This window comes from Autumnicola tepida, assembly GCF_031846485.1.
GTDB classification, from domain to species: Bacteria; Bacteroidota; Bacteroidia; order Flavobacteriales; family Flavobacteriaceae; genus Autumnicola; species Autumnicola tepida.
The window spans coordinates 91,823-105,140 of record NZ_JAVRHQ010000010.1 but is presented as its reverse complement, the minus strand read 5'-3'; the positions used below and the strand labels follow the sequence as shown (position 1 = coordinate 105,140).

The window sequence follows — 13,318 nt, the reverse complement described above, 5'->3', positions numbered from 1 at the left end:
GTAAAACATACTTGATGAAGATAATTTCTTATAATGTAAATGGCATACGTGCCGCCCTAAGAAAAGGCTTTCTGGAATGGCTGCAACAGGCGAACCCAGATATTGTTTGCCTTCAGGAAATAAAAGCGCAGCCGGAACAGCTTAATCTCGAGGAATTTGAAGAAGCCGGTTATCCATACCACTACTGGTACCCGGCGGTTAAAAAAGGCTATAGCGGAGTGGCAATTTTAAGTAAAACAAAACCTCAAAATGTAACCTATGGCACGGGAATAGATTATATGGATCATGAAGGCAGAAACATTCGGGCAGATTTTGAAGGTTTTTCTGTGATGAGCCTTTACCTTCCATCGGCAACCAATATTAACAGGCTGGAGCTTAAATTGCAGTACATGGCCGATTTTCAGGAATATATTGATGCGCTTAAAGTTGAATTCCCAAACCTGGTAATTTGCGGCGATTATAATATTTGTCATGAAGCCATAGATATTCATGACCCCGTAAGGCTTAAGAATGTTTCCGGTTTTTTGCCTGTAGAGCGGGAATGGATAGGCAATTTTATGGAAAGCGGTTTTGTGGATTCCTTTAGGCATTTTAATGAGGAACCTCACCAGTATTCCTGGTGGAGCTACAGGGCAAACGCGCGTAATAACAACAAGGGATGGCGTATAGATTATAACCTCGTATCAAAACCTCTGCAAGAAAAGATGAAACGAGCCGTTATATTACCGGAGGCATATCACAGCGATCACTGCCCTATTTTACTGGAACTTGAATAAAATTTATATTATGCTTAGGAAACCCTTCTTTCTTTTAACTGTAGCCGCTTTAACATTTAATTCCTGTGTATCTTCAAAGGTTTATGATGAGCTGGAAAGGAAACATGCCGGCCTCAATCGGGAAAATCGGGAAATGGCAGGGCAAATCAGGGAGTATGAAAAAATGCAGCGGGAATATGAAAGCCTGCAGCAGGCTCATGAACAACTTTCTGCTGAACGTGCCGATTTAGCTGAACAACATTCTAACCTTACTTCCAAATACGATAATTTGAAGAAATCGTACGATGCCCTGGAGCAAAACAGTTCTGCTGCTATTGCTGAAAATTCCCGCCAAAACCGGGAGCTGCTGGCCCAGCTGGAAGAGAAGGAAAGTACCCTGGCCGCCGAGCAGGCCAGGCTCGAAAAACTTCAGAAAGATTTACAGGCGCGCTCCAGGAGAATTGATGAGCTGGAGGGACTTATTGCCGCTAAAGATGCCAAAATGAATGCCCTGAAGGACGCGATCTCTAAAGCGCTTACCAATTTTGAGGGCAAAGGCCTTACCGTGGAGCAGCGCAACGGGAAAGTATATGTTTCCATGGAAAATAAACTGCTTTTCGATTCCGGGAGCTGGGCGGTTAATGCCGAAGGTAGAAAAGCCGTGCAACAGCTTGGGCAGGTGCTGGCTCAAAATCCTGACATTGCCGTACTTATTGAAGGGCATACCGATAATGTACCTTATGGCGGCAGCGGACCTTTAAAGGATAACTGGGATTTATCTACCAAAAGGGCAACGGCTATAGTTCAGATTTTGAAGGAGAACAATAGTATAGACCCTCAAAACCTTACGGCGGCGGGAAGGGGCGAATACGCTCCCGTGGCAGGCAACGACACCGCTGAAGGAAGGGCGAAGAACCGGAGGATAGAAGTTATTCTTACTCCTAAACTGGATGAAATTACAAAACTTCTGAACGATACAGAATAACTTATAATTTTTGGAACTTAACCTGCAAGGTTTCCAAAACCTTGTAGGTTTTTTATTAAAAGTACGAATCAGTATCTTATAGTTTAAGTGGAAAGATTAATAAAGGGTTAGATGTATTGTAACTAATTTTTCATGTAATTAAAAGTAAGCCATAGAAGCCCTGGGAAATTAAAAAAGTAAAAGCGTAAGAGCTTTCAGAAAAAAAAGAAGAAAATGAAGTACACAAAATTACCAAATACAGATATAGAAGTTAGTAAAATCTGCCTGGGCACCATGACCTGGGGAGAGCAGAATACAGAAGCTGAAGGGCATGAGCAGATTGAGTATGCCCTCGAGAAGGGGGTGAACTTTCTCGATGCCGCCGAGATGTATCCAGTTCCCGCAAAAGCTGAAACCCAGGGCAGAACCGAAGAGATTATTGGTACCTGGCTGAAGAAAACCGGCAGGAGAAAAGATATTGTGCTGGCCTCTAAAGTGGCCGGACCGGGAGAAATGGTCTCCCATATAAGGCCCAGCCTGGGATATCATAAAGCGGCAATTGAAGAGGCGCTGGAAAAAAGCTTAAAACGACTGCAGACAGATTATCTGGACCTTTACCAACTGCACTGGCCGGAGCGGCAAAGTAACTTTTTCGGGAAAAGAGGGTACAGGCATGAGGAAGACGAGTGGGAAGATAATTTCCAGGAAGTGCTGCAGCACCTGGATGAAATGGTAAAAGCCGGAAAAATAAGGCATATCGGACTCTCCAATGAGACTCCTTACGGCCTGATGCGATTTCTCGAAGAAGGTGGGAAAAATGATCTTCCACGAGTGGTGACTGTGCAAAATCCTTACAACCTTTTAAATCGTAAGGATGAAATAGGGCTTACAGAAATTTACCATCGGGAGAATGTGGAACTTTTGCCATATTCCCCGCTTGGAATGGGGACTTTAACCGGCAAACACCTTAACGGGATCAGGGAGAATACACGGCTTAGTTTGTTTCCGCAGTACAGAAGGTATTCCGGAGAGCAGGCCACAGAGGCCACTAAAGCATATAAGGAAATCGCGCTGAAGTACGATTTGAGCCTTACCCATCTTGCTTTGGCATTCATCAATCAGCAGCCATTTGTTTGCAGCAACATTATTGGCGCAACAAGCATCGATCAGCTGTCTGAAAATATTGAAAGCATCAACGTGAATCTTTCCGAAGAGATTTTAAAGGAAATCGATGAGGTTCAGGAAAAATTTCCCAATCCCGCACCCTAATCTAGATTGGGGTTACAAGGCTTTGGTGTATAAAAGAAGCCTTTTTCTGCGGGGTTCTAACATGGTACCAGTCATCAGATTTTCCTAAAATCTGCAGCGTGTCGCTGGCTTTGGAAGAGCCTATAACCCTGGAATTAGAGGTGGTGGGCTTGTTTCTTAAATTGGCGCGCGCTGCTTTGGTAAGGGTTCTATGCGGAATGGCAGAAGGGAGCAGTTCTTCTTCATCTATAATTTTGGGCTGGAAAACGTAGGCCATAGGATTGATGGCACCTTCAAAATTCCTGTAAATCCCAAAATGTAAATGTGGGGGAGTAGTCCTGGCATTGCCCGTATTACCCACGAAGCCTAAAGTGTCTCCTGCCTTTACCGTTCCCGAGAGAGGTTTTATACTGTCCAGATGGGCGTAGTAGAGGGACTGGCGCCTGCGGCTGTCCCTTAGCCAAACCTGCTTTCCGCCCAGGCCTTTTTCCCCTGTATACGTTATCCGTCCTGAAGTTGCCGCAATTACAGGCGTCCCTCTTTTAGCGAAAATATCTATACCTTCATGGTTACGGGCGCCTCCATCACGCTGGTCTCCCCAAAAGCTTTGAATGGAAGAATTACTTCCCGAGGCAACAGGAAAAAGGTACACCGGCGTTTTGGTTATTTTCAGCAGAAAAGCGGAATGTGCTTCTATTGCCGGCTGTAATACTACTTTATATCTTCCTTCAGAAGGGGCTTCAAAATTTAAGTTTTTCTCTCCATAAGCAGCGCTTTCTACTTTTTTAAACCGGGAAAGGCTGTCTCCGGTGTCCCGATAAACATCGATAAAAACAAGCTCATTAAGCGAATCGGTTTTAACTTCAAGGTTAAAAAGTTCCCCAGGAGAGAGGTCAACTTCATAAGAATAGATAGGAAAAGTACGAGGCAGAAAAAGCCCTTTTTCAATATATGGCGCCTCTACCTGCACACTGTCGTTAAGCGCCAGCTGCACCTGGTTTTCCCAAAGGCCGAAGAGCGTGTCGGAGACATTAAAATCCCTTTTATAAACGGCCTTTGCCGAGGGATTAGTAATATAATCTGAAGCTTTATTTAACTGAGAGCAACCTGCAATTGCCAGCACCACCAAAATTCCCAAAACTCTCAAATACTGCATATAATTTTCTTTTTCAGCACATTATGAGCACGAACTGTGCCAGATTACCCAAAAAGATGGCTCACCACGTCTTCGATTTTAGCTAATTTAATAATCTTTATCTGATTATTGTTATTTGGAACTTTACTTTGTTTAGAAATTAATATGGTGGCGAAGCCTAGCTTTTCGGCTTCAATAATTCTTTGCTCCACGCGTGTCACAGGGCGTATCTCTCCTGCCAGTCCTACTTCGGCGGCAAAACAAACATCTTTTGCTACAGGTATGTCTTCGTTAGAACTTAAAATGGCCGCCACAACTGCAAGGTCTATGGCGGGATCGTCTACCGAGATTCCGCCGGTTATGTTAAGAAAAACATCTTTTGCCCCCAGTTTAAATCCGGCTCGTTTTTCCAGAACGGCCAAAATCATATTCAGCCTTTTGGCATTATACCCTGTAGTAGAACGCTGCGGGGTACCGTAAACGGCCGTACTTACCAGTGCCTGAATCTCTATCATGAGCGGGCGCATGCCTTCCAACGTGGCCGCAATAGCGGTGCCGCTTAAATCTTCGTCATTTCTGGAAATAAGGATTTCAGAAGGGTTACTTACTTCCCTTAAACCGCTTCCCTGCATCTCGTAGATGCCAAGCTCGTGCGTTGAGCCAAAACGGTTTTTATGCGCGCGCAGGATCCTGTATACATGGTTGCGGTCTCCTTCGAACTGGAGAACGGTATCTACCATGTGTTCCAAAACTTTCGGGCCGGCTATGCTTCCTTCTTTGGTAATATGGCCTATAAGAATTACCGGAACCGCGCTTTCTTTGGCAAATTTTATAAGTTCGGCGGTACATTCCCTAATCTGGGAAATGCTGCCGGGTGAGCTTTCAATATAATCGCTGTGCAGCGTCTGGATAGAATCTATAATAACCACTTCGGGGGAAATGGCCTCTATTTGTTTAAAGATGTTCTGGGTTTTGGTCTCGGTAAGAATATAGCAGTTCGCAGGATTGGGGTCTATTCGCTGGGCGCGCATTTTAATTTGCTGCTGGCTTTCTTCTCCCGATACATACAGCACTTTAAATTTAAACTGAAGCGAAATCTGCAGTAGCAAGGTGCTTTTGCCAATTCCGGGTTCGCCGCCCAGTAAAGTAAGGGAGCCGGGCACGAGTCCGCCGCCCAGCACGCGGTCCAGTTCATTGTTCCCGGTTTTCCACCTGTTTTGCGGCGCATTTTCAATTTCAGCAATTTTAAGCGGCCTGGATGTTCTTTTAGCTTCCCTGGCAGCGGGAGATTTCCAGTCTTTGGGGTCGGGCTTTTGTACAACCTCTTCCACAATGGTATTCCACTCCCCGCACGAAGTACACCTTCCCTGCCATTTTGCATATTGGGCGCCACAATTCTGGCAATAAAAAGTAGTTTTGATTTTTGCCATTCCTAAACTTGCATTTTACTGCTAATAACCGAAATCTCTTTTAATTGCGTTGGCTTTTTCCAACATAAAATCTACGGTTAGAAAGGCAATTTTTTCCTGGCCGTAAGCATTTTGATAGGTGCGCATGGCTTTTTTTGGATTCCCGGTTTCTTCTTCATAACGGGCTTCAAAATAAGTGGCCAGCATGGTGCCGGGAAAATTATCGGCAGCCATTTTGCTGAGCTCCTTATATTCGTCCCAGCGCCTGGTTTTTTCAATAGCGTGGTGAACTGCCATAAAATCATTAAGCCTTATTTTTTTTTCTATTCCGAAGAGATTATTGATAGATTCATATTTTTCTTCCAGGTATGCTGTGGGAGATACCGTGGTTTGCAGTAGCACTTCGTTGTAATCTTTGGAAGAGATGGGCCGGAAAACGCTGAAGATTCCCTCTATGGCTGAAGGAATGGCTTTGCCCACCAGTGAATAATGTGTGGCGCCGTTAAAGTTGTCGAATTTATAGGAAACCATATCATTGTCTATGGTTTGAAGCTGGTTGTTGAAGGCGAGAATATTTTCCTGCAGCTGCGGGATATCTTCACTCCCCGTGGCCAGATAATACCATTTTTTTGATTCAGCCGAACTTAGGGCACTGGTGATCCTTTTGTTCATTTCCGGAGCCATATCGGGGCTTAGGTTGATGTAGCCCTTAAAAACAGGATCGGGTTTGAGCAGGTAGTAATTTATAAAATTTGAAGTAAAGTCATGGCCCACAATAATCCTGAAGGTGGAGGTCCTGTACTTTTCGTCTATTCTTTTTAGAAGTTCCATCCCGAGGAACTCAAAAAATTGAGCGCCCTGTTTTTCAGGCAGAAACCTGTTCTGGTCATAAGCGGCATCCTGCTGCCGGGTGCCATCCTGGTTTATGCCCACCACGATCATTTCCGGGATGTCTTCCCAGTATGAGTAGTAGTCTATCATGCCGGCAACAGGCTCAAACAGGTAATCCCCATCCAGGACAATTGCCACCGGATAGGTTTTTTCTTTATTTTCTTCGTAATCCCTGGGAAGCTGAATTTTAATTTCCCTGTCTTCCTGCAGTTTCGCGGAAGGAATGGTTTCATAAATAACCTGGGCAGAGCTGAGTACAGGGCACATCAAAACTGCCGTAAGCAGTAGTTTTTTTATCATAGGTGTAGGTAGATAGGTTTACCCGTACAATATAGGTATTTATTTCTTTTGGTTTAAAAGGGGGAGCAAAAGGAAAGATAATCCTCCCAAAACCAGTACCAGCAGGGTTTGTGTGCCCCAAACAATCCAGCCGAAAGCTTCGCCGTGCTGCCTGGAAATTCCGTAGAACAGGAGAATGGCGCCAATGGCTAACGGGTAAACCCCAATCCCCCCGTTGGTTGCCGAGATGGCAAAAGAACCTACTACAAAGGCAGCCATAATGGCTTCCAAACCTGCGTTGGCAGTTTCGGGAATGGTAAAGGTAACCACATAAAACATGAGAATGTACATGAGCCAAATAAAGAGGGTGTGGAATATGAAAGGCCATTTCTTCTTCATTTTAAGGATGCTTCGCATGCCCTCCAGAAGGCCACTGGCCATTTTTTTGATTTTTACGGCGATCTTCCATGAAGAATTTTTAATAAATGACAGCATAAGCACCCCTATGGAAACAATAAGCAGGAGAATTCCAATGCTCAACACGGGATTAATATCATTAGCTTCAAAATAAGAAAAAAGAATATCGGTCTGGATGGTGAGGGATAGCAGAACAATGGCTAAAAGCACGATAAGATCGGCGATTCTTTCAGAAATAATGGTTCCAAAGCCTTTTTCAAAAGGTATCTTTTCATAAGAAGAAAGGGTGGCGGCACGAAGCACTTCCCCCGATCTGGGGATGCCCAGATTAGCAAGATAGCCTACCATTACAGCCATAAAACTATTGGCAAGCCTGGGTTTATGGCCCAGCGGCTCCAGCAGGTATTTCCAGCGGTAGGCACGGGAAAGATGCGATAGTGTGCCAAGGCAAAGCGACAGTAAAATCCACCACGGATTAGCTTTAAGAATATTGTCCAGCAGTTCCTGCCGTTCCTGTGGTGTTGCGCTTTGAATGGAATACCATATTAAAAAAATCCCCAGGGATAGCGGGAGTGCTATTTTTAGTAATTTGAGGGTTTTCTTCTTCAAAAGCGATTAGGTGAGAAGATTGTTTTCTTCGTTTGGGAAAACGAGGGAAGGTTTAAAGGTTTTGGCTTCTTCAAAATCCATGATGGCATAAGCGATAAGGATTAAAATGTCTCCTTTTGCCACCTTCCTGGCTGCAGCCCCGTTCAGGGTAATTTCTCCGGAATTCCTGGGCCCCGGGATTACATAAGTTTCCAGCCTTTCGCCATTATTGTTGTTTACAATCTGGACCTTTTCTCCTTCAATAATATTGGCAGCCTCCATAAGATCCTCGTCTATGGTAATACTGCCAATGTAATTTAAATCGGCCCCTGTAACTTTAACTCTGTGAATCTTCGACTTTACTACGTGAACTTGCATGTTGCAGAATCAATTATTTAAAGGCATGTTGTCAATAAGCCGTACATCGTCGGCATAAGCGGCGATAAAAGCTCTGTATTGATTTCCTTTACGTTTTCGGTTAATTTTTTTTAATGTCTTGGTATTGGCAATTTCGAAATACTCCAGTTTCAAAAAAGGATCATTACGGAACTGCTCTTCTACCCATCGGGTAATATATTCAGCACTTTTTGTGCCAAACAGTTCTTTGGATTTAAGCAGGGTTTGGTAAATAAACGCGGCTTTTTCCCGATGTTGTTTGCTTAGTCGTTCATTCCTGGAACTTCTTGCAAGCCCGGAATCTTCCCGCAGGATAGGGCAGCCCACTATTTCTACCGGAAGCTCCAATTTTTCGGTAAGTTTTCTTATAATTTGAAGTTGCTGATAATCTTTTTCCCCGAAAAATGCTTTATGTGGCTCTACGATGCTGAAAAGCAGCTTGATTACAGTTCCTACCCCATCAAAATGTCCGCTCCGGAACTTCCCTTCCATAACGCTCTCGAGCCCTTCAAAATTAAAATGTTCTGAAGTAACCGTTGGGCCATAAAGTTCGCTGGCATTAGGGACAAAAACTATAAGGTCTTCCCTGGCCTGTTGCAGGAGTTCAAGGTCTTTTTCGAGCGTGCGCGGGTATTTTTCCAGATCTTTAGGATTGTCGAACTGGGTGGGGTTCACAAATATGCTCACCACTACCCGGTCACAGGTTTGCAGAGCCTCTTTTACAAGAGAGAAATGCCCCTCGTGCAAAGCGCCCATGGTGGGAACCAGTCCTATAATTTTTCCGTCAGATCTAAGACCGTTCAGGGTGCTTTTTAGAGCTTCTTTTTCCTTAAAAATCTGCATTTTATTATAAAATTAACAGCGTGCAAACTTAATATATTACTAGCACTCTGCATAAATTTTTGTAATTTTGCGTGTTTTTTATTCGCAATCGCATTTAAAGCAAAGATTTTATGAAAGATAAGAGAGTATTGTACGTCTCCTCTGAAGTTATACCCTACCTGCCTGAAACTGAAATTTCATCAACCTCCTTTGAAGCCGCAAAAATGGTCAATAATGCCGGGGGACAGATTCGTATTTTCATGCCCAGGTTTGGGAATATCAACGAGAGGCGGCATCAATTGCATGAAGTAATAAGGCTTTCAGGAATAAATCTGGTGATAAATGATCTGGACATGCCTTTAATTATAAAGGTGGCCTCCATTCCGAAGGAAAGAATGCAGGTTTATTTTATTGATAATGAAGATTATTTCAAAAGAAAAGCTACTCTTACCGATGAAGATGGAAATCTTTTTGACGATAATGATGAAAGAGCGATCTTTTTTGCCAAAGGGGTAATTGAAACCGTTAAGAAATTAAACTGGTCTCCGGATATTATTCATGTACACGGGTGGCTGGCCTCCCTTTTGCCGTTGTATTTAAGGAACTACTACGGGAACGAGCCATTGTTCAGCGATGCAAAAATTGTGACCTCCATATACAATCAAAGCTTCGATGAGACGTTAAATACAGAAATGCAGGAAAAAGTTTTGTTTGACGGGATGGAAGAAAACAATGTAAAGCACCTGGAAGAGCCCGGGTATGTAAACTTAATCAAAACAGCCGTAGATAATTCTGACGCCATCATTATTAGTGGCGATAATGTTCCCGACGAATTGAAGGAATATGTCAACAGGCTCAATAAACCGGTCCTTCCGTATAAAAATAGAGAGGAATTTGCGCAGGCCTATCAGGATTTTTATGCTACCAAAGTCCTAAAACAGTAAAAGACAGCTAATGAATTTTAAGAGATTGATAGTGAAAATAGCAACATTTTCTGTTGTTGTTTTTTCTTTTTTTGCATGTGATAAAGATTACAGTACCATAGGCGGGGAAGTTATAGAAAATCCCACCGATGTTGAGGTGAGCGAAGTAGAGGTCACCGCATGGTCCAGGAAAATAGATACCGTGCAAACCAATGCCCTGCCGGCTTACCTGTTAGGAGTTTATGAAAACGAAATTTACGGGCAAAGCCAGGCGAGCCTTGTAAGCCAGTTGTCGCTTTCTACGGCCAATCCTGATTTTGGTACAGATCCCGTGCTGGATAGCGTGGTGCTTAGAATCCCTTATTTCAGCACTACTGTAAATGGTGCCGGGACAGATGAGGTGGAGTATGAATTAGATTCTCTATACGGTAGTCCTACCTCTCCCATTAAATTATCAATTTACGAATCTGGCTATTATCTTAATGATTATGACCCGGAGAGCGGGTTTGAGGACAGGCAACGGTATTTTTCCCACCAGCAGGGCCTTATTGAGCAGAATGTTAAAGGGGAGGCGCTGCTGGAAAACGACAATTTTGTACCCTCAAATCGCAAGATCGTTTCCTATGAGCCGACGGCTAACGGTGAAAATGATACCGTGGTTTCGGCTCCGGCATTAAGGCTGAAACTGCCTGTGAATTATTTTAAGGATAAAATTATTGCGAAACAGGGAAGCGCCGAATTAACCAACAACTCCAACTTTAGAAATTATCTTCGGGGGCTTTTTATAAAAGCAGAAGCCGTAAACCAGGAAGAAGGAAATATGGCTTTGCTGAACCTTGCCAGTGCTGATGCCGGGGTAACATTGTATTACAAGCGCAGTATAGAAGTAGAGGATGAAGAAGATACCCTTATTAGGGACAGTTATAAACTGAATTTGGGAACTAACGCTTTTAATACTTTTGAGGGCGAATACCCGGCAGATATACTTCAGCATATCGCGGCTTCTGATTCTATTGAAGGAGCGGAAAATCTTTACCTTAAAGGAGGGGAAGGCAGTATGGCGGTAATCAGGCTTTTTCCAGATGAAGCTGAACTTGAGCAGCTGCGCCAGAACAACTGGTTAATCAATGAAGCAAATCTTAGCTTTTATGTGGATCAGGAAGCTGTGGAAGGCGCGGAAGAACCGGAGAGAGTATATTTGTATGACCTTGATAATAACCGGATCCTGGTAGACTATACTTACGATACGGGGACCAGTACTACAGATCCTGTAAATTCCCGTACATCTTTTTCTTCAAGGTTGATCAGGGAAGAAGATGGAACAGGGATAAGGTATACTGTCAGGATAACGCAGCATATCAACAATCTTCTTAATGAAGATGCTGAAAATGTGAAATTAGGGCTTGTTATAGTGCCAAATATAAATGCTGTGGTGCAAAACGGAACAACTACGGCTAATAATGTGCTGGTAAAGGCAGATAACGAGGTGGAAACTGTGCCTGCCATTTCCATACTTTCCCCAAGGGGGACAGTTCTATACGGTAATCTTGCCGGGGATGAGGCCAAAAGATTAAAGCTCAGAATCTATTATACAGAAACAAACCAATAAAAATTATGTGTGGAATTGTAGGATATATTGGACATAGAGATGCCTATCCTGTTGTTTTAAAGGGGTTGCAAAGGCTTGAGTATCGTGGTTACGATAGTGCGGGTATAGCCTTGTTTGATGAAGGAGAATTGAAACTTTGCAAAACAAAGGGTAAGGTTTCAGATCTGAAAGAGAAAATGGAAAGCACGGTGGATACAAGCGGGCATGTAGGCCTTGGGCACACGCGCTGGGCGACACACGGGGAGCCGAATGATTTGAATTCACACCCGCATTATTCCAATTCCGGAGACCTGGTAATTATCCATAACGGGATTATAGAAAATTATGACTCCCTAAAAAAAGAACTGAAAACCCGTGGGTATACCTTCAAAAGTGAAACCGATACCGAGGTGTTGGTAAATCTTATTGAAGATGTAATCCGGAAGGAGGATGTGAAATTGGGCAAAGCGGTGCAGATTGCTTTAAACCAGACCGTGGGTGCTTATGCGATTGCGGTTTTCGATAAAAAGAAGCCGGATGAAATTGTGGTGGCCAGGCTTGGAAGCCCTCTTGCCATCGGGATTGGCGAAGATGAATTTTTTGTAGCTTCAGATGCTTCGCCTTTTATTGAATTTACCAACAATGCGATTTACCTGGAAGACGGGGAAATGGCCGTGGTAAGGCGGAACAAGCAGGTTAAAATAAGGAAAATAAAGGATGATTCTCTTGTAGACCCCTATGTGCATGAGCTTCAGATGAACCTTGAGCAGATCGAGAAAGGTGGTTTTGAACATTTTATGCTGAAAGAGATTTATGAGCAGCCAGATGCCATAAGCGATACCTACCGTGGTAGGATGCTTCCCGATAAGGGTATCATCAGAATGGCGGGGGTAGATGATAATATTGAAAGGATTTCCAATGCCAGGAGAATTCTTATTGTGGCCTGTGGGACTTCATGGCACGCAGGCCTTGTAGCCGAATATATTTTTGAAGATTTTGCGAGGATCCCTGTTGAGGTGGAGTATGCTTCAGAGTTCCGCTACCGCAATCCTGTAATTTCCGAAAATGACGTGGTAATCGCCATTTCCCAAAGTGGCGAGACGGCTGATACTATGGCAGCCATTAAGCTGGCCAAAGAAAAGGGAGCCTTTGTGTTTGGGGTGTGTAATGTAGTGGGGTCTTCAATTTCCCGGGAAACCCATGCGGGGGCTTATACCCACGCCGGTCCAGAGATTGGTGTTGCTTCAACTAAGGCTTTTACCACGCAAATTACGGTGCTAACTTTAATGGCGCTAAAACTTGCCAAACATAAAGGTACGATCTCAACTTCCGATTTCCAGTTCTATCTTCAGGAGATGGAAAGGATCCCGGAAAAGGTGAAACTGGCGCTTAATTCAGACGAACATATTCAAAAAGTTGCCGATATTTATAAAGAAGCTACCAACTGCCTGTATCTTGGCCGTGGTTATAACTTCCCGGTGGCTTTGGAAGGGGCCTTAAAGCTTAAGGAAATTTCTTATATACACGCTGAAGGTTATCCTGCCGCTGAAATGAAACACGGGCCAATTGCGCTTATAGATGAACAAATGCCGGTGGTGGTGATTGCCACTAAAAAAGGCCACTACGAAAAGGTGGTAAGCAATATACAGGAGATAAAATCCAGAAAAGGAAAAATTATTGCCGTGGTAACAGATGGGGATATTGAAGTAAGGGAGCTGGCAGATCATATTATAGAAGTGCCGGAAACTATCGAATCTTTAACCCCTTTGCTAACTACCATACCCTTGCAGTTACTTTCCTATCACATAGCAGTAATGCTTGGTAAAAATGTTGACCAGCCAAGGAACCTGGCAAAATCGGTTACTGTGGAATAAATTTGGTTAAATTTTAAATTTCAGAATCC

Annotated in this window: 12 protein-coding genes; 6 read left to right on the top strand and 6 right to left on the bottom strand. The window is 43.6% G+C overall.

Annotated elements, in window-relative coordinates; all coding sequences use genetic code 11:
* Nucleotides 1–14 precede the first annotated feature (14 nt).
* From RM553_RS09960 to RM553_RS09950, 3 genes are all read left to right on the top strand, one after another.
* On the top strand, nt 15–776 hold the full coding sequence (locus RM553_RS09960; RefSeq protein ID WP_311534771.1) for an exodeoxyribonuclease III: 762 nt from the start codon (nt 15–17) through the stop codon (nt 774–776).
* 10 nt (nt 777–786) lie between these two features.
* Nucleotides 787–1,740, top strand: coding sequence for an OmpA family protein (locus tag RM553_RS09955; RefSeq protein ID WP_311534770.1), 954 nt, complete (start codon nt 787–789; stop codon nt 1,738–1,740).
* Nucleotides 1,741–1,953: 213 nt separating this feature from the next.
* The gene (locus RM553_RS09950) at nt 1,954–2,988 is read left to right on the top strand and encodes an NADP(H)-dependent aldo-keto reductase (protein WP_311534769.1); all 1,035 of its coding nucleotides are present in this window, start codon (nt 1,954–1,956) and stop codon (nt 2,986–2,988) included.
* 1 nt (nt 2,989) lies between these two features.
* On the opposite strand, the gene RM553_RS09945 is transcribed toward RM553_RS09950, so the two are convergent.
* The 6 genes from RM553_RS09945 to panC are packed head-to-tail and all read right to left on the bottom strand — an operon-like array spanning nt 2,990 to nt 8,925.
* Nucleotides 2,990–4,123, bottom strand: a complete 1,134-nt coding sequence (locus tag RM553_RS09945) for a peptidoglycan DD-metalloendopeptidase family protein (protein WP_311534768.1) — start codon at nt 4,121–4,123, stop codon at nt 2,990–2,992.
* A 44-nt stretch (nt 4,124–4,167) separates the two neighbouring features.
* On the bottom strand, nt 4,168–5,532 hold the full coding sequence (gene radA, locus RM553_RS09940) for a DNA repair protein RadA (RefSeq protein WP_311534767.1): 1,365 nt from the start codon (nt 5,530–5,532) through the stop codon (nt 4,168–4,170).
* Nucleotides 5,533–5,553: 21 nt separating this feature from the next.
* Nucleotides 5,554–6,702, bottom strand: coding sequence for an alpha/beta hydrolase (locus tag RM553_RS09935; RefSeq protein ID WP_311534766.1), 1,149 nt, complete (start codon nt 6,700–6,702; stop codon nt 5,554–5,556).
* 39 nt (nt 6,703–6,741) lie between these two features.
* Nucleotides 6,742–7,707: a lysylphosphatidylglycerol synthase transmembrane domain-containing protein gene (locus RM553_RS09930; RefSeq protein ID WP_311534765.1), complete on the bottom strand. Its 966-nt coding sequence runs from the start codon at nt 7,705–7,707 to the stop codon at nt 6,742–6,744.
* 6 nt (nt 7,708–7,713) lie between these two features.
* The gene (panD, locus tag RM553_RS09925) at nt 7,714–8,064 is read right to left on the bottom strand and encodes an aspartate 1-decarboxylase (protein ID WP_311534764.1); all 351 of its coding nucleotides are present in this window, start codon (nt 8,062–8,064) and stop codon (nt 7,714–7,716) included.
* Nucleotides 8,065–8,073: 9 nt separating this feature from the next.
* Nucleotides 8,074–8,925 carry a pantoate--beta-alanine ligase gene (gene panC, locus RM553_RS09920; protein ID WP_311534763.1) on the bottom strand — a complete coding sequence of 284 codons (852 nt, stop codon included), beginning with the start codon at nt 8,923–8,925 and terminating at the stop codon, nt 8,074–8,076.
* A 110-nt stretch (nt 8,926–9,035) separates the two neighbouring features.
* Between panC and RM553_RS09915 the strand changes: the two genes are divergently transcribed.
* The 3 genes from RM553_RS09915 to glmS are packed head-to-tail and all read left to right on the top strand — an operon-like array spanning nt 9,036 to nt 13,289.
* Nucleotides 9,036–9,848, top strand: coding sequence for a glycogen/starch synthase (locus tag RM553_RS09915; RefSeq protein ID WP_311534762.1), 813 nt, complete (start codon nt 9,036–9,038; stop codon nt 9,846–9,848).
* 10 nt (nt 9,849–9,858) lie between these two features.
* Nucleotides 9,859–11,436, top strand: coding sequence for a BamH family beta-barrel-assembly machinery protein (gene bamH, locus RM553_RS09910; protein WP_311534761.1), 1,578 nt, complete (start codon nt 9,859–9,861; stop codon nt 11,434–11,436).
* Nucleotides 11,437–11,441: 5 nt separating this feature from the next.
* A complete protein-coding gene (gene glmS / locus RM553_RS09905; protein ID WP_311534760.1) occupies nt 11,442–13,289 on the top strand; it encodes a glutamine--fructose-6-phosphate transaminase (isomerizing) in 1,848 nt (615 codons plus the stop codon).
* The last annotated feature ends 29 nt before the right edge of the window (nt 13,290–13,318 follow it).